The following is a 16,882-nucleotide window of genomic DNA, read 5'->3' on the forward strand; positions in this document are numbered from 1 at the left end:
GTCAGTCGATAAACAGCGTCTCGACGACGTTAATCCAGCCATGCTCGCCGCTGACCGGCTTACCGTTGAGCCAGCGGCGCAGCATATTCAGCGCCATCATGGCGCACACTTCTTGTCGCACCGCCAGCCCATGACGATTCACGCTGAACTTAACCCGCAGCGCGTGCGTACCTTCCGGCGTCGCCAGCACAAAGTTCAGGTAATCGGCCTCCTGACCGCTGACCGACAACGCCAGTCCGGCAAAATGGTTTACGCGCCGCTCGGCGGCCCAGCGCGCCGATTGCGCTAACGTCTCCTCCTGCGCCGGCACCACTTCGCTGGCGAGAAGCGGCGCGTTCGCCCGCCTCAGCTGCAGCGCCAGCAGGCCGCTGGTGAACTGTTCGCTCAAGGTCAGGCTAAGCTGACGCTCCTGCAGGCAGCGCGCGATCTGTGCCGGTAACCCTTCCGTGCCCTCGAAGATAAGGCTCTCTCCGGCTACCTTACGCACTTCTGGCCACAGCGCCAGCATGGCATCGCGCTGCTCGGCAGGACCGGTTAGTTTTAGCTCGATAATCGGCATTGACGAGCGGTAGCCCATCACCACACCAGGGGGGAGCTGCAGGTGATTGAGGCTTTGCGCCAACTCGCTTTCCGAACGTCCGAAGGTGGTTAAACGCAGACAGACAGGCGGCGACGGAAGCGTGAAGCGCGCACGTAAGCGCGGTACGATCTCCTGCTCGACCATAACTTTGAATTCAGACGGTACGCCGGGGGTGAAAAACATCAGGCAGCGGTTGAGCTGTACGGCAAACCCGCAGGCGGTGCCCACCGGATTATTGATCATTTCGGCGCTGGCGGGGATTTCCGCCTGCTTGCGATTGCTTTCCGCCATTGGCCGACCGCGTTCGGCAAAGAATCGCGTCATCGTCTCCAGCCATTCAGCGTTGAGGACCAACCCTTCGCCTTTCGCCGTCGCGGCCGCCAGCGCGCTAAGATCGTCGCTGGTCGGCCCCAGACCGCCATTCACGATCAGCACATCCGCCTGTTCGCTGCGTTCGCGCAGAATAGCCACCAGCGCGTCGAGGTCATCGCCGACGGTATTGCGGCGCGTTAACGGTAAACCCTGATTAAAAAAGTAATCCGCCAGCCAGGCGGCATTGGTATCGACAATCTGCCCATGCAGCACTTCATCGCCGGTGGACAGCATTTCCACTTGTAGCATTATGAACTCCAGCCTGATAAGTCGAATTACTATAGCGCAAAGGCGCGGGCTGGCGACGAAGAAATTTGGCGCGGCGGATGGCCGCGCCGGAGGATTAGAAGCTGGCGCTGGCGCCGATGTACGGACCGTCGGCGATGGTGTTATCACGGTTGCCGTCTTTGCCCGCCAGGTTCAGGTAGCGATAACCTGCCTGGATGCTAAGCGGACGCATGATGGTCCAGCTGGCGCCGACGTTCGCTTCTTCATAGCTCTCGATGCCGCTGGAGAGGGAATCAGGCGAGTAGTAATAGTCGCCGTACAGACGGAAGCTATCGCCAATTTTCCACTGCAGGCCGCCGCCGACCGCGGCCGCGTAACCTTCATCGCCCTGCTTCGGATTGGTGTAGATGCCTTTGCCGCCCACGGTCGCCAGGAATGGTCCCAGCGGAATATTCAGACCCAGACCTAAACCCGCGGCGTCGCCGTCGTTATCGCTATGCAACCAGTTGCCGGAAATAGCAAGGCCGGTGGATTCGGTACCGAAGCCAACGCCGAGGTTGGTATAGTGCTCGCCGGCTTCGCCAGTAACGCTAATAGCATGGGCCGCCGAGGAAACCATCATTACCCCGGCCAGGGCCATAAAAATGCTCTTTTTCATTATTTACTCTATCCAGAAAAGAAGAATCAAAGAAGTCCCGAAAAAACCAGAAAATTCTACTGCGCACCCGTCAGGAATCAATGACCTGGCGAAATGATTTTTCACAAGAGTGTAACCAGTTGCGTCTTTTTACATCAATACCGACGCGCAGTTGCGAAAGAATGCAAATTCTGCCGAATTTAAATTCATCAGAATTATATTGAATTGAGTTGTATTGATTAAATAAATCTATATTAACCTGCGCGATCGCCGTCGCGCAGGCCGTTTGAAGGAAGCAGAAAAATTAATGGGCGAGCAGGGCCAGACGCTCCGGCGCAAGCCCCGTCAGCTTCGCCACCAGCGCCAGGTCAAGCCCGTTTTCCAGCATCGCTTGGGCAATACGTTGCGCAGCCAATTGTTCTCCCTGTTCAAGACCTTGTTGCAGGCCCTGCTCAAGGCCTTGCTGATGGCCTTGCTGATGGCCGCGTTGTTCCAGAAACTGGGCAATGTTCATTAGCGTCTCCTTATGCGGCCGTCTGGGGACATTTTGCGCAAGATTACGTAAAAAGGCGACCGGATCGGCGGCATTTCCTGCCTGCAATAAATAGTGAAGCCGCGTCCTGAGCTGCCTGCGGCTAGTGTATCCCAGCGCCAACAGGCTGGCTAGTTGCTCCTGCAGTTCCATCATATCGCGTTGCCGGATATGCTTTTGCAGCAACTCAAGCATTTCGCTTAACTTAGCACTCTGTAGAGCCAGCGCCGTATTTCCCTTGCGGTTTGCCGAGGCCCCTCGCAAACTGTTTCCTCGATACCCGGCCCGACTCACTGCGAAGGAGAAAAATCATGCGTCAAAGGACGATTGTTTGCCCGCTAATCCAAAATGATGGCCATTACCTGTTGTGCAAGATGGCTGCCGACCGCGGGGTTTTTCCCGGACAGTGGGCGCTGTCCGGCGGCGGCGTGGAGCCGGGGGAAACTATTGAAGAGGCGCTGCGACGTGAAGTCCGCGAGGAGCTTGGCGAAAAACTGCAGTTGACCCGTATCACGCCATGGAGCTTCCGCGATGATACCCGTGTGAAAACCTATGCCGATGGTCGCCAGGAAGAGATCTACATGATCTATTTGATTTTCGATTGCATAAGCGCCAACCGCGAGGTCACGATCAACGAGGAATTCGACGATTACGCGTGGGTGAAGGGCGAAGACCTGCGACACTACGATCTTAATGCCGCGACCCGCCTCACCCTCAGCCAGAAAGGGCTGCTTTAAGCCACGGTCAGCAGACGCAGCGTCACCTTTAATCCTCCCAGGCTTTCGCTGCGCGACAGCTGCGGGCGGCTACGATGCAGACGTGCGATATCGTTTACCAGCGCCAGGCCCAGCCCGGCGCCGGGTATGCCGCCACCATTCTCCAGCCGTCGAAACGGCGTCAGCGCCTGGTTAATCAGGTTTTCATCGATACCCGGGCCGCTATCCTCCACGCTCAGCGTGACGGCTTCGCCATCGCGATGCAGACTCAGCGTCACCGTCCCACGTGCCGGAGTGTAGCGAATCGCATTGTCGAGCAGGTTGGCGCACAGTTCCCCCAACAAAACGCCATCACCCAAAACGTTCACCGGCGACTGCTCGCCCTCATAACCCAGATCGATGTTTTTACTGCGCGCCTGGGCAATGCGCGAAAAACAGCTATGGTGCACGACCTCCTGCAGATCGACCGCGGCAAACGCCTGCTCGCCCTGCTCCCGGCGTTTTACCGTCGCCAGTTGCAACAAACGTTCGGTGAGTAAAATCGTATCATCCAGCGTCGCGCGCATGGCCTGCAAACTCTCGCGCCACAGACGCGGATCGTCGCTGGCCAGCGCCACCGAAGCCTGAGTTTTCAGGACCGCCAGCGGCGTTTTCAACTGATGCGAAGCGTCGGCGCTAAAGCGTTCCTGCCGGGAGATCATCACCCGCAGGCGGTCGATATAGCGGTTAAAAGCCACGATCAGCAGCCGCGTTTCCGACCACGGCAGCAATTCCGGTAACGGCGTCAGCAGGCCGGGTTCGCGGCGCACCATCAGCGCCGAGAGTTGACGCATTGGCCGCAGAACGCGGCGCAGTAACCACCCCGCCAGTACCAACGTCAACAGCACTAATAAGCCTTGTGACACCCAGGATGAAAACAGCAGTTGCCCGGCCAGCCAGCGCCTCGACTGCAGCGTTTCGGCAATATAAATCTCCGCCATTCCGACGATGCCGCCTTCGTTGACCGGCTGCAGCAGGCGCGCCACGCGGATTGCCTGACCGCGGTATTCGGTATGATAAAACCATGCCAGCGCCGGATAGAGTTGAGTTCGTGAAGTGGCCGGCGGCATCGCCGGCAGATCGTCAAAACCGGAAATCACTTTCCCCTGCGGATCGACCACCTTGTAATACAGCCGGTCGTTCATGTTGAGTTCAAAGCTGTCCAGCACCACCCAGGGCACATTGACCTCCAGATGGCCGCCGCGCACTACCAGCCGCTCCGCCACGGTGCGCGCCGAGGAGAGCAGCGTACGATCGTAGGCCTGCGTCGCCGCCTGCAGCGCGCTCACGTAGCTATTGAATGCCGATAGCCCCCACAACAGCGCCAGCGGCAGGCCGAGGAACAGCAGCAGTTGGGCATACAGCGACTGCGGTTTACCCCAGCTCATGCGGCTCACGCTCCAGCAGATAACCCAGCCCGCGTAGCGTAGTGATACGCACGTTACCCTGCTGGAGTTTCTTGCGCAGGCGGTGAATATAAAGTTCGATGCTTTCCGGGCTGACGTCGTCGCTGAGGCTAAACACCTGTTCAAATAGCTGCTGGCGGGAAACCGGACGGGTACGGCGAAACATCAGCACTTTCAACAGCGCCAGCTCGCGCGGCGTCAGGGACAACATCTCACCACGCAGCAGAAAATAGCCTTCATCACGATATTCCAGCTCCCCAAGCTGCTGTACCTCATGCACCTGCCCTTCGCTGCGTCGCAGCAACGCCCGCAGACGGGCGTCGAGCTCCTCCAGCTCAAAAGGTTTAGGCAGGTAATCATCGGCGCCGACGTTCAGCCCTTTCACCCGGTCCGCTACCGCGCTGCGCGCGGTCAACAGCAGCACCGGCAGCGTTTGCCCGCGCTTACGCAACCGCTGTACCACCTCGAGGCCATCCAGGCCCGGCATACCGATATCCAGCACCGCCAGCGCATATTTTTCACTTTGCAGCAGATGATCCGCCGCCCGGCCATCAAAAACGCAATCCACGGCAAAACCGCCCTGCACCAGAGCCTTTTCCAGCCAGTGAGCCAGCTCACGGTTATCCTCGGCTAATAAGAGACGCATATCACATCCTGTAAAGTTGCTGCCGCATTGAAAGGGAAATGAAAGGTAACTGTTTTAACAATCACGCAACCGAATCGCCACATGTCGGTTCACATAATCAGAAAAACATTCCCTGTCCCTACTGAGGAAGCCTATGAAAACGCCATTTTTCCGCCATCTTAGCGCCATCGCGCTGTGCCTCTGTACAACCACCGCTTTCGCGGCGCAAGCCCCGTCCCGCACCGAATGTATCGCGCCCGCCAAACCCGGCGGCGGCTTTGACCTTACCTGTAAGCTGATTCAGGTAAGCATGATGGAAACCGGCGCGATCGAGAAACCGATGCGCGTCACCTATATGCCCGGCGGCGTCGGCGCGGTGGCCTACAACGCCATCGTCGCCCAGCGTCCGGCGGAAGCCGGAACCGTGGTTGCCTTTTCCGGCGGCTCGCTGCTGAATTTGTCGCAGGGGAAATTCGGTCGCTACGGCGTTGATGACGTGCGATGGCTGGCGAGCGTCGGTACCGACTACGGCATGATTGCCGTGCGCGCCGATTCGCCATGGAAAGACCTGAAGTCATTCATGACTGCGATGGAGAAAAATCCCGCCACTATCGTCATTGGCGCCGGTGCCTCCATCGGCAGCCAGGACTGGATGAAAGCGGCGCTGCTGGCGCAAAAAGCCAACGTTGATCCGCACAAGATGCGCTATGTCGCCTTCGAGGGCGGCGGCGAGCCGGTAACCGCGCTGCTCGGCAACCATGTGCAGGCGGTCTCCGGCGATCTCAGTGAAATGGTGCCGTACCTGCAGGGAAATAAGATCCGCGTCCTGGCGGTCTTCTCCAACGAACGTCTGCCGGGCGCGCTGGCCGATGTCCCTACCGCTAAAGAGCAGGGCTATGACCTGGTGTGGCCGATTATTCGCGGCTTCTTTATGGGCCCGAAGGTAAGCGATGCCGACTATCAGTGGTGGGTTGATGAATTCACTAAACTGCAGCAAACCGATGAGTTCAAAAAGCAACGTGAACTGCGCGGCCTGTTTGAATTCAACATGAACGGCAAGGAGCTCGATACCTATGTAAAACAGCAGGTCAGCGATTATCGCGAACAGGCGAAAGCCTTTGGTCTGGCTAAATAATCCGCGGAGGCGCTAATGAGCGATCGTATCTTTGCCGGAGTCTGGCTGTTGCTATGCATCGGCGGCCTGTTTATCGCCTGGCAGATCCACAGCGAATACTCGTATGAACCCGTCGGCCCGCGCCCTTTCCCATTGGGCATTATCGGCCTGATGCTGCTGTGTTCGGCGCTGATGCTGCTGCGTCGCCCGGACGCCATCGAGTGGCCGGGACGACATGTCCTGCAACGGCTGTTAACCATGGTCGTGGTGCTGGTGGTCTATGCCTGGGGATTTGAATGGCTGGGATTTCCGCTAGCCACTGCGCTGCTGACGGCGGTGATCGGCCTGCTATTCGGCGCCACGCTACCGGCGGCAGGCATTGCCGGCGTGGTGATGGGCGTCTCGTTATGGTACGCCTTCGATACCTTACTTGATGTGACCCTGCCGCTTGGCGTCTGGTTAAATTAACGGAGAAGCTTATGGATACCTGGATCTATCTGTCGCAGGGTTTCGCCGTCGCCATGACGCCGGAAAATCTGCTTATTGCCCTCATCGGCTGCTTTGTCGGAACCATCGTCGGGCTGCTGCCCGGCCTCGGGCCGATTAACGGCGTCGCCATTCTGCTGCCGCTGGCCTTTGCCCTGCACCTGCCTGCGGAATCGGCGCTGATCCTGTTGGCGACGGTCTATATCGGTTGCGAATATGGCGGGCGTATTTCGTCTATCCTGCTGAACGTGCCCGGCGATGCCGCCGCCATCATGACGGCGCTTGATGGCTATCCCATGGCGCAGCAAGGGCGCGGCGGCGTCGCACTATCTATTTCCGCCGTTAGCTCTTTCTTCGGTTCGCTTATCGCGATCGGCGGCATTATTCTGTTCGCGCCGCTTCTCGCCCAGTGGTCACTGGCGTTCGGCCCGGCGGAATATTTCGCGCTGATGGTGTTTGCCATCGCCTGCCTCGGCAGCATGATGGCGCAAAACCCGCTGAAGTCGTTCCTCGCGGCGTTAATCGGTTTGGGCCTGGCGACGGTGGGCGTGGATGCCAACACCGGGGTTTACCGCTTTACCTTCGACAGCGTCCATCTCTCCGATGGCGTTCAGTTTATAGTGGTGGTTATCGGCCTGTTCTCCGTTTCCGAGATCCTGTTGATGCTGGAGAGCACCAGCGGCGGGCAAACGCTGGTGCGTAAAACCGGGCGCATGCTGTTTAACACCAAAGAGGCCGCGCAGTGCGTCGGCGCGACCCTACGCTCTTCCGTCGTGGGTTTCTTCGTCGGTATTCTGCCCGGCGCCGGGGCGACCATCGCCAGCGCCATTACCTATATGACGGAGAAAAAAATCAGCGGCAACAGCGATAACTTCGGCAAGGGGGATATTCGCGGCGTGGCGGCGCCGGAAGCCGCTAATAACGCCTCCGCCTGCGGTTCGTTTATTCCGATGCTGACGCTCGGCGTGCCTGGCTCCGGTACCACCGCGGTCATGATGGGCGCATTGACGCTATATAACATTACGCCCGGCCCGGCGATGTTCACCGAACAGCCGGATATTGTCTGGGGACTTATCGCCGCGCTGCTTATCGCCAACGTGATGCTGCTTATTATGAACATTCCGCTGATTGGCCTGTTCACCCGCATGCTGACGATACCGCTGTGGTTCCTGGTACCAGCCATCGCCGCCGTTTCCGCCGTTGGCGTCTATGCGGTGCACAGCACCACCTTTGACCTGCTGCTGATGGTTGGTCTCGGCGTGCTCGGCTACATCATGCGTAAAATGCATTTCCCGATGTCGCCGCTGATCCTCGGTTTTGTGCTGGGCGAGATGCTGGAGCAGAACCTGCGCCGCGCGCTGTCAATCAGCAACGGTAATCTGGCTATCCTCTGGGAAAGCGGCGTAACCAAAACATTGCTAATGCTGGCTGTCGCCGTCCTGGTGGTGCCGCCGCTGCTGCGTCTGAGACGTAAACAGCGCCAGCGCCGCGCCGAGGCGAATATCGGCTAAACCGGCGAATTGACCCATTCGCGCAGCGCCCGGCGCGAAATCTTAATCCCGCCGTTCTTTAACGTTTCCGGCAGCCGTAGCCACTGTACCGGCTGCTGGAAACGCGCTAACCGTTCTGCACTCCATGCCGCCAGCGTGGCCATTTCGCAGCCGTCCTCGCATTCAACCACCGCCACCGGGCGTTGGCCGTATTCGACATCATCCTGCGGCACAATAAACACCTGCTGAACCTGCGGATGGGCGAGTATCACGCGCTCAACCTCCTCCGGCTGAATGCCTTCGCCGCCGCTAAAAAAGAGATTATCCAGTCGTCCTATAATCGACAGCCTGGCGTTGCGTAACTCCCCGCGATCGCGCGTCGCAAACCAGCCTTCATCATTGGTTAATGACAACAGTTGACCATCCCGCCAGTAGCCCGCGGCCATGCTCGCCGCCCGCAGCCAGATCTCGCCGGCGACAATTTTTACCTCCCTTCCCGGCAGCGCTTCGCCCACATCCGCCTCGCCGTCGGCCTCTTTGGCGCAGACCGTGGAGGCGAATTCAGTGAGGCCATAGCCGCAGAAACTGCGTATCCCCTGCGCTCGCGCCCTTTCGGTCAGCTCGACCGGAATCGCCGCACCGCCAAGCAACACCGCCTTGAGTGAAACATCGGCATCGCCATTCAGCAGACGCCATAGCTGAGTCGGTACCAGTGAAGCATGGGTACAGCCCTGTAACGCTTGCTCCAGCGGTTGTTTGTCACGCACCGTCAGCCGCGCGCCCGCCAGCAGCCAGCGCCAGATGATCCCCTGCCCGGAGACATGGAACAACGGCAGCGACAGTAGCCAGTCGTCCTCCCCGGCAAACGGCATCAGCGCCAGCACGCCAGCGGCGCTAGCCAAATGGGCGCTGGCGCTATGGACTGCCGCCTTCGGCAGGCCGGTTGAGCCGGAGGTTAACGTCATCGACACCAACCGTTCGCCATGCCAGCAAACGGCCCAGGCGCCTTCTGCCGCCTGCAGAGTTAACGCCGGTAAATTCCCCGGCAGCGTATCACCGTTAAGCACCAGTTGATGCTGTACGGTTAACGCAGGCAGCAGTTCCTGCAGCAATACCGTAGGCAGTTGCGGATTAAGCGGCAGCACCCGCGCCCCACACTGCAGCAGCGCCAGCCAGGCGAGTAGCGTCTCCGGCTGGTTGTAGGCCCTAAGCGCCACGCCCTGACCCTCCATTACGCCCTGCGCGGCAAAACCAGACGCCAGCGCGTCAATCCGCGCGCATAGCTCACGCCAGGTCAACGCCTGGTCATTCAGGCGTAGCGCCTGCGACGCGCCGCGTAACTGACACCAGTGGCGCCACGGCCAATCGGAAAACATCACAGCAGTTGCTCCAGCTCATCAGCATTGAAAATTGGCAGCGTACTTTCCGGCCACGCCCGCACCAGCTGCGCGCCCATCAGCGCCAGCGTATCGAGTCCGGGGATAGTCTGCGGGGTCAGCCAGGCGGCGATCCGCGCCAGCTGCGTTAACCCCAGGCTGGACTCGATCGACGAGCTAATCACCGCGCTCAGCCCCAGCGCATGCGCCGCGGCGACCTGTTGCTGAACCTTTTGTAAACTGCCGGTCAGCGTCGGTTTGATCACCACCGCGCGCACGCCGGGCTCGGCGACAAAACGGAAATCCGCCTCGCGCAGGCTTTCATCCCAGGCGATAGCAATACCGGTCTGCTGGCTGAATTCACGCGAATCGTCGCGGCTTTTGCACGGTTCTTCGAGAAAGGCAATGCGCTGGCGATAGGCCGGATTAACATATTTGGCGAACTGCTGCGCTTTGATCGGCGTCCACGCCCGGTTGGCATCCAGCCGCAGCTGCAGATCGGGGATCGCTTCCAGCAGCAGATTCACCACCATGCCGTCGCGTACCGCCTCCCACAACCCCACTTTCACCTTAGCGACTTTCTCGCCGGGCATCGCCGCCAGTTTGGCGAACAGTTCATCCGGGTCGCCGGAACAGAGCGGCGCCGCGCGATAATCCGCCGCCTGCGGTAGCTCGCCGCCAAGCTCTGCCTGCGCGCAGCTAATACCAAAAGCGACGGAGGGCTGCATGGGAAGCAGCGGCTCAGCGCCGTCGCGCCAGGCCCGCGCCCACGCCAGCAGCGCCATTTGCGCCTCTTCCAGCGTTTCGTCACTGAATCCCGGCAGGGGAGAAATTTCCCCCCAGCCTTCGCGTTCATCCTCCTGCAGGCGGATGAACAGCCCATCGCGGGTTTTTAACCGCCGTTCGCGCAGAACCACGCCCGCGTCCATCGGTATCTGCCAGCGGTAAACCTGCGAAAAGCGCATTATGGATTCCGTTTAAATTTGCTGAAGTCCGGCTGACGTTTCTGGTTGAAGGCGTTACGTCCTTCCTGCCCTTCTTCCGTCATGTAGAACAGCATGGTGGCGTTACCCGCCAGCTCCTGCAGCCCGGCCTGGCCGTCGCAGTCGGCGTTCAGCGCCGCTTTCAGGCAACGCAGCGCCATCGGGCTGTTTTGCAGCATTTCACGACACCAGCGCACGGTCTCTTTTTCCAGATCCGCCAACGGGACCACGGTATTCACCAGCCCCATATCCAGCGCCTGCTGGGCGTCGTACTGACGGCACAGGAACCAGATTTCGCGCGCTTTTTTCTGCCCGACGATACGCGCCATATAGGAAGCGCCCCAGCCGCCATCAAAGGAGCCGACTTTTGGCCCGGTCTGGCCGAAGATGGCATTATCCGCCGCGATGGTCAGGTCGCACATCATGTGCAGTACGTGGCCGCCACCGATAGAGTAACCGGCGACCATCGCCACTACTGGTTTCGGGCAGGTGCGGATCTGGCGCTGGAAGTCGAGCACGTTGAGATGGTGAACCCCGGAGTCGTCCTGATAGCCGCCGTAGTCGCCGCGGACTTTCTGGTCGCCGCCGGCGCAGAAAGCTTTATCGCCTTCACCGGTCAGCACGATGACGCCGATATTGTCGTCATAGCGGGCATCCGCCAGCGCCTGAATCATCTCTTTGACGGTCAGCGGACGGAAGGCGTTGCGCACCTGCGGACGATTGATGGTGATTTTAGCAATCCCGTCAGTCGATTTTTGATAACGAATATCGGTATAGCCTTCTGAGCAATCGTGCCATTCAACGGGGGCGTAGAGCATTGCTTCATCAAGAGAGATCATAGAATGTCCTTCAGTTAACTTGCCAGAATCTGCGCCAGACAGGCAATCACCGCAGCGGGGTTGTCCCGGTGCGCGTTGTGTCCGGCATGGTGAATGATATGGGTATCGGCGGCGAGCGCTTGCGCGATAGCGCGAAACTTGGCGTCGCGTTCGCCGCACAGGTAGTGAAAAGGAAAATCGCGAGCCTGCAGAGACGCGCGCAAATCGGCCTGTTCCGCAAGGGAGGTCGCCTCCAGCATCGCCGCCAGCGTAGCGCCGTTATTGCGGCGACGTAGGGCGACCAATGACTCACGCTGCGCCGCATCCAGCGAAGCGAAGACCGGCTGCTGATACCAGTCGGCGAAGACCTGCGCTAACGGCTCGCGGCGGAAACGTTCCGCCCAGGCGCTATCATTGCCGCGCCGCGCCTGCCGCGACGCTTCGTCCTGCAAGCCCGGATGTCCGCCCTCGACGATCAGGCCGCGCAGGCCCGCGCGCGGCTGGCAGGCGAAGTTCATCGCCACCCGGCCGCCCAGGGAGTAGCCAATTAGCCAGTAGTACAGGATGTTGTAACTATTTAGCGTAGCCTGCAGTAATTCGCTGACCTCGGCAAAGCCATCGACCGCGATATCCGCCGAGCCACCGTGCCCCGGCAGATCGAGATACAGACGCGGCCAGGCCGGAAACGCTTCGCCAACCGTACGCCACTCGTCGCGGTCTCCGGAAAAGCCGTGCAGGAATACCAGCCAGGGATAACCCGGCTGGCCGCTTTCAACCGTCGCGTTGAGCGTCACAGGCGGCTTACCTGCGCCAGCAGTTGCTGGAGAGTCTGCGTACCGTCGGTCTCGTTAACCGCCAGCTCAATTACCGTCGCCCCGGCGCGGCGCCACGCGCCTGCCAGCGCCTCATCCAGCGACTGCCAGTCATCAGGGCGGTGATAAGCCAGGCCAAACATCGCCGCCGCGTGGCTGAAATCAACGTCCTGCGGCATTAAATAGAACTGGCGGCGCTCGTCCTGCGGCGTCGGCAGCATAGAGAAAATCTGCCCGCCGTTATTATTGACCACGACCAGCACCAGCGGCGCCGACGCCTGGCGCAGCAGGGCCAGCGAGTTGAGATCGTATAACGCCGAAAGATCGCCGACGATCGCAAGCGTAGGCCGGGCGCTCGCGCGCTGCACGCCGGCGGCTGTCGCCAACAGGCCATCGATGCCGCTGGCGCCGCGATTACTATAGACCGGATAACCCGCCGGCAGTTGCCCCAGCGCGTCTATCAGGCGTACCACTAAACTGTTGCCAACAAACAGCTGTCCCTGATCCGGCAAATAGCGCCGAATGCGCTGCGCCAGCTGCGCTTCGCCAAAAGGCTCGTTGCTGGCGACCGCGGCCTGCCACGCCTGCCCGGCAAGCTGCGGGATCACCGTCGCCCACGGCTGGCGTTTCTCCGCCGGATGCAGTTCGAGCCAGCGCTCAACGCTTGAGAGCAGACGGCGACCGCGGTGCTGCGCCGGGTCGAGACGACCGCGCAGATTATCCACCAGCCAGTATTCATCCGGCTCGCAGGTCGCCTGCCACTGAAGCACGCGTTTGCCGGTCAGGCTGCTACCGAGTTGCACGACGATTTGCGCCTGCGCCAGTTCGCTGACCGCTTTACCGTTGCCAAGCCACAGGTCGGCGCACGGTAACGGCTGCCCGGTCTGCGACAGGACATCGCCAATCAGCGGCCAGCCGAGGGTCTGCGCCCATTCAGCCACTTTTTTACCTTCCGCGGCGCTCATCCTGCCCGCGACTACTACGCCGCGTTTTTGCCGCCAGAAGAACCAGTCGCGCTGTTTCTCACTCTCCATCTGCAGCGCCTGACGTAGCCAGGGTTTATCGCTCTGCCACCAGTTGCCGAGCTGCTGTTGCCACTCCAGCCCGGTATCGTCCATATCGCCATATAGCGGCTCAGCGAACGGGCAGTTGATATGCACCCCACCGGCATGCAACTCGCCCAGCGCCTGATCGATAGTCGAGACTAGCCAGCGGGCGGAAATATCCTGCGAAGGTCGCGGTAAAGAAACGGTCTGCGCAGGATGAGAAGCAAACATTCCCGGTTGGCGGATGGCCTGATTGGCGCCGCAGTCAATAAGCTCCGGCGGGCGGTCGGCGGTCAGCAGGATCAGTTTTTCACCCGTCAGGCCCGCTTCAATCAGCGCCGGATAGAGATTCGCGGTCGCGGTTCCGGAGGTCACAATCACCGCCACCGGCTGGCGGCTAGCCTTCGCCAGTCCCAACGCCAGGTGACCAAGGCCACGTTCGTCAAAATGAGTATGATGAATAAAAGCGCGGTTTTCCGCCGCCGCCAGGGTTAAGGGCGTCGAGCGCGAGCCTGGGGCAATGCAAATGTGCTGCACGCCGTGGCGGGTTAAAGCTTCAAGGATCACCGCCGCCCAGCGTCGGTTAAATGCGCTTACTGACATGAAATTGTCCGGTATCAAATATTGATGCTAAGTATAGATAAGGCAGAGTTGCGCCGTTTTGATATACGTCGTCTCTCTACGTTTCTGAAAGTAATAACGTTCGTAATCCCGCCGCTTTATTTTCTATTTCTTGCCACTCCTGCTGCGGGTCAGATCCGCTGACAATACCGGCCCCGGCATACAGCCGCAGGGTGTCGTTTTCGACTTTTGCCGAGCGCAGCGCCACGCAAAACTCGCTTTGCGCCAGTGAAAGATAGCCTGCGGAGCCGGCATACCATTCGCGGGTGAAAGGTTCATGGCGGCGGATGAAGGCCAGCGCCGCCTGGCGCGGCAGCCCCGCCACCGCGGCGGTAGGCTGCAACTGCAGCAAGCAGCGGCTGTCGTCGGGCTCAGCCAGTTCGCACCAGATACAGCGCCGCAGATGCTGCACCTTGCGCAGGCGTACGACCTGCGGCGGCAGAACGTCAAGCGTCGGCGACTCGCTCTGCAAACGCTGGCAGATATCCTCGACCACCAGCATATTTTCCCGCTGGTTTTTATCGTCTTTCATTAGCCAATCGGCCAACTGCTGCGCCCGAACGTCATCAGGATGATTAGCGACGGTACCCGCCAGCGCTTCGGTGCGCAGCAGCGCGCCGCGTCGCCGCCACAGCCGTTCCGGCGTGGAGCCGAGAAACGCCTGCTGCGGGCAAAAGGCCATCAGGAAGTGAAAACAGTTAAGATTGCTGCGCCGACTGGCCGCCATAATGGCAAACGCCTGCAGCGGCGCGCTAAAGCGTAAATCCGTGACCCGCGCCAGCACAACCTTATCCATTTCGCCGGCGCCGATTGCCTGCGTCGCCTGCGTAATCAGCTCGCTCCACTGCGGGTATTCCGGCGCATGCTGCTCGCTTTGCAGCGGCGGCATCGATGCCGCCGTCGCCTGCTCGCTATTTAATGATTGGAGAAACGCCCGCGCGGCGGCCGCGTCGTCAAGCAGCGAGGTCGCACTGTGTACCACCAGCCGCAAAGTCGCTTTGCCGCCCAGGCGGCGCCACTCCAGCCGCGGCAGAAACAGATTGCCCTGCTGCGGGTCGAACGCGTTCAGCCCGCTGATGCGCAGATCTTCCCGCCCCTGCGCGCATAAAAAATCATGCGCCGCGGACAAAGAGGCAAAGGTGGTTACCGCCCCCAGCGCCGCCAGTTCTTCATCGCCGTTACGCTGCTGCCAATAGAATTGCGGCCAGCACGGCTGATGCGCGCACCACAATAACGGGTCGAAGGCGTCGTTTAACGGGAATGGGATATCAAAAATTCGCGTGCCGGGCGACGGAGGGAAATCTTCAGCCAGACAACCCAACAGGCTTTCCAGCGCGGTGGAAACAGACAGCACGCGAACCTCCACGAAATTAAAAACCCCACATTATAAAGGGTAGCTGCGATAAATAGCAGTACCCATCATGAGGGAGCGAACCTTAACAGGCCCGGCGAACGCCAGACACTGGATTCGCTACAGGAGGAAAAGTATAGATAATTGATAGCGATACGCTATTACTATTTAGCTTCTTAATGAGTTGTGATGTCACGCGCCATACCGATATGGGCAATACCATCTTCATCGTATACCTCTGTCACCGGCACAAAACCAAAGCTGGCATAAAATTTCTGCAGATGCGCCTGCGCCCCCAGATAAATCGCCTTCTGCGGCCAGTTCTGCCGGCAGCTGGCCAGCGCCTGCTCCATCAACTGGTAGCCCAGCTTCTCGCCGCGCACGGACGGGCTAACGATAACCCGGCCAATCACCACCGGTTCGAACTCCTCTTCGCTTTTGAGGATCCGCGCGTAGGCCACCAGCTCTCCGTCGCGCCAGCCGAGCAGATGACGGTTCTCACCGACTAAATCATCGCCGTCGATATCCTGATAGACGCAGCGTTGTTCGACGACAAACACCGCGCTGCGCAGCTTCAGCAAGGCGTATAGTTGAGCAACGGTGAGCTCGCTGTGATGTAAATCCTGCCAGGTCATCATTTGTGACTCCTTATTGATATACTGATGCTTTACCACTCGCCTGAGGACACTGGACGATGGAATTAACATTTTTGGGGACATCCGCCGGCGTGCCGACCCGTACGCGTAATATGACGTCGATAATACTGAATTTGCAACAACCCACCAGCGCTGAAATGTGGTTGTTTGACTGCGGCGAAGGCACCCAGCATCAGTTTCTCCATACCCCTTACCACCCAGGCAAACTGAATAAAATTTTCATCACTCACCTGCACGGCGATCATCTGTTCGGCCTGCCCGGCCTGTTGTGCAGCCGCTCGATGCAGGGGAATTCGCTGCCGCTGACGGTCTACGGGCCAAAAGGGATTAAAGAATTCATCGAAACCGCGCTGCGCCTGAGCGGGTCATGGACCGATTATCCGCTCACTATCATCGAAGTCGGCCCAGGTCTGGTCTTCGACGAAGACGGCTATCGGGTCAGCGCGTACCCGCTCAGCCATCCGGTGGAGTGCTACGGCTACCGCATCGAACAGCATGACAAGCCCGGAACGCTCGATGCCGCCCAACTGATTGCCGATGGCGTGCGTCCGGGGCCGCTGTTTCATCAGCTCAAGCTCGGCCAGCGCGTTGAGCTGGAAGATGGCCGGGTCATTGACGGTAGCCGCTATCTGGGGCCATCGACGCCGGGTAAAACGCTGGCCATCTTTGGCGATACCGCCCCCTGCCCGCAGGCGTTGGAGATGGCGCGCAGCGCGGATGTGATGGTCCACGAAACCACCCTTGAGCAGGCGATGGCGGAGAAAGCCAATAGCCGTGGCCACTCTTCCAGTCAGCAGACCGCGGCGCTTGCCAAAGAAGCAGGGGTCGGCACGCTAATCGCCACCCACTTTAGCTCGCGCTACGATGCCGAAGGCTGCCTGCGTATGCTGGCGGAATGCCGGGAGATTTTCGCCAATACGCTACTGGCGGAGGATTTTATGGTTTATCGACTGGCATAAATCGCAGGCAAAAAGAACCGCCGACAAGTCGGCGG

The 16,882-nt window shown here is 59.8% G+C and carries 16 protein-coding genes and 1 pseudogene; 5 read left to right on the forward strand and 12 right to left on the reverse strand.

The features are described 5' to 3' along the window. Position 1 precedes the first annotated feature (1 nt). From PGR29_RS06440 to PGR29_RS06450, 3 genes and pseudogenes are all read right to left on the reverse strand, one after another. Positions 2–1,201, reverse strand: coding sequence for a nicotinamide mononucleotide deamidase-related protein YfaY (locus PGR29_RS06440; RefSeq protein WP_316424273.1), 1,200 nt, complete (start codon positions 1,199–1,201; stop codon positions 2–4). A 94-nt stretch (positions 1,202–1,295) separates the two neighbouring features. After that, positions 1,296–1,838 carry a YfaZ family outer membrane protein gene (locus tag PGR29_RS06445; protein WP_087860120.1) on the reverse strand — a complete coding sequence of 181 codons (543 nt, stop codon included), beginning with the start codon at positions 1,836–1,838 and terminating at the stop codon, positions 1,296–1,298. A gap of 283 nt (positions 1,839–2,121) precedes the next feature. After that, a pseudogene (locus PGR29_RS06450) lies at positions 2,122–2,544 on the reverse strand (ISNCY family transposase); the annotation flags it as partial. A 116-nt stretch (positions 2,545–2,660) separates the two neighbouring features. On the opposite strand from PGR29_RS06450, the gene nudI reads away from it, so the two are divergent. Continuing rightward, positions 2,661–3,086, forward strand: coding sequence for a nucleoside triphosphatase NudI (nudI, locus tag PGR29_RS06455; protein ID WP_316424274.1), 426 nt, complete (start codon positions 2,661–2,663; stop codon positions 3,084–3,086). Here the strand turns inward: nudI and PGR29_RS06460 are convergent. Together PGR29_RS06460 and tctD are read right to left on the reverse strand one after the other, a co-directional pair. After that, complete coding sequence (locus tag PGR29_RS06460; protein WP_271031724.1) at positions 3,083–4,492, reverse strand: sensor histidine kinase; 1,410 nt, start codon at positions 4,490–4,492, stop codon at positions 3,083–3,085. The genes nudI and PGR29_RS06460 overlap by 4 nt on opposite strands. Further along, the gene (gene tctD / locus PGR29_RS06465; protein ID WP_316424275.1) at positions 4,479–5,156 is read right to left on the reverse strand and encodes a transcriptional regulator TctD; all 678 of its coding nucleotides are present in this window, start codon (positions 5,154–5,156) and stop codon (positions 4,479–4,481) included. Before tctD ends, PGR29_RS06460 begins: the two co-directional genes overlap by 14 nt. Positions 5,157–5,289: 133 nt before the next feature. Between tctD and PGR29_RS06470 the strand changes: the two genes are divergently transcribed. Genes PGR29_RS06470 through PGR29_RS06480 form a run of 3 tightly spaced genes read left to right on the forward strand, consistent with a single transcriptional unit; the run spans position 5,290 to position 8,246 of the window. After that, the gene (locus tag PGR29_RS06470) at positions 5,290–6,270 is read left to right on the forward strand and encodes a Bug family tripartite tricarboxylate transporter substrate binding protein (RefSeq protein ID WP_087860116.1); all 981 of its coding nucleotides are present in this window, start codon (positions 5,290–5,292) and stop codon (positions 6,268–6,270) included. Between the two features lie 15 nt (positions 6,271–6,285). Next, positions 6,286–6,717: a tripartite tricarboxylate transporter TctB family protein gene (locus tag PGR29_RS06475; RefSeq protein ID WP_015365604.1), complete on the forward strand. Its 432-nt coding sequence runs from the start codon at positions 6,286–6,288 to the stop codon at positions 6,715–6,717. Positions 6,718–6,728: 11 nt separating this feature from the next. Continuing rightward, complete coding sequence (locus tag PGR29_RS06480; RefSeq protein WP_015365603.1) at positions 6,729–8,246, forward strand: tripartite tricarboxylate transporter permease; 1,518 nt, start codon at positions 6,729–6,731, stop codon at positions 8,244–8,246. Here the strand turns inward: PGR29_RS06480 and menE are convergent. The 7 genes from menE to PGR29_RS06515 form a co-directional block, all read right to left on the reverse strand. Continuing rightward, positions 8,243–9,604 (reverse strand): o-succinylbenzoate--CoA ligase, encoded by a 1,362-nt coding sequence (menE, locus tag PGR29_RS06485; RefSeq protein ID WP_316424276.1) that lies wholly within the window; start codon positions 9,602–9,604, stop codon positions 8,243–8,245. The two genes, PGR29_RS06480 and menE, sit on opposite strands and share 4 nt — an antisense overlap. Beyond that, entirely contained in the window at positions 9,601–10,566 is a 966-nt protein-coding gene (gene menC / locus PGR29_RS06490) for an o-succinylbenzoate synthase (protein ID WP_316424277.1), read from the reverse strand. Before menC ends, menE begins: the two co-directional genes overlap by 4 nt. After that, positions 10,566–11,423, reverse strand: coding sequence for a 1,4-dihydroxy-2-naphthoyl-CoA synthase (menB, locus tag PGR29_RS06495; protein ID WP_015365600.1), 858 nt, complete (start codon positions 11,421–11,423; stop codon positions 10,566–10,568). The genes menC and menB overlap by 1 nt, the downstream gene beginning before the upstream one ends. 14 nt (positions 11,424–11,437) lie before the next feature. Continuing rightward, positions 11,438–12,196: a 2-succinyl-6-hydroxy-2,4-cyclohexadiene-1-carboxylate synthase gene (menH, locus tag PGR29_RS06500; protein WP_316424278.1), complete on the reverse strand. Its 759-nt coding sequence runs from the start codon at positions 12,194–12,196 to the stop codon at positions 11,438–11,440. After that, the gene (menD, locus tag PGR29_RS06505; protein WP_316424279.1) at positions 12,193–13,863 is read right to left on the reverse strand and encodes a 2-succinyl-5-enolpyruvyl-6-hydroxy-3-cyclohexene-1-carboxylic-acid synthase; all 1,671 of its coding nucleotides are present in this window, start codon (positions 13,861–13,863) and stop codon (positions 12,193–12,195) included. Before menD ends, menH begins: the two co-directional genes overlap by 4 nt. A 76-nt stretch (positions 13,864–13,939) precedes the next feature. Next, positions 13,940–15,235, reverse strand: coding sequence for an isochorismate synthase MenF (menF, locus tag PGR29_RS06510; protein ID WP_316424280.1), 1,296 nt, complete (start codon positions 15,233–15,235; stop codon positions 13,940–13,942). A 173-nt stretch (positions 15,236–15,408) separates the two neighbouring features. After that, positions 15,409–15,870: a GNAT family N-acetyltransferase gene (locus tag PGR29_RS06515; protein WP_015365596.1), complete on the reverse strand. Its 462-nt coding sequence runs from the start codon at positions 15,868–15,870 to the stop codon at positions 15,409–15,411. Positions 15,871–15,926: 56 nt separating this feature from the next. On the opposite strand from PGR29_RS06515, the gene rnz reads away from it, so the two are divergent. Then, positions 15,927–16,847 (forward strand): ribonuclease Z, encoded by a 921-nt coding sequence (gene rnz, locus PGR29_RS06520; RefSeq protein ID WP_116326507.1) that lies wholly within the window; start codon positions 15,927–15,929, stop codon positions 16,845–16,847. Positions 16,848–16,882 lie beyond the last annotated feature (35 nt).

The sequence above is a fragment of the Klebsiella sp. 141203 genome (genome assembly GCF_032601985.1).
GTDB lineage: Bacteria > Pseudomonadota > Gammaproteobacteria > Enterobacterales > Enterobacteriaceae > Klebsiella > Klebsiella aerogenes.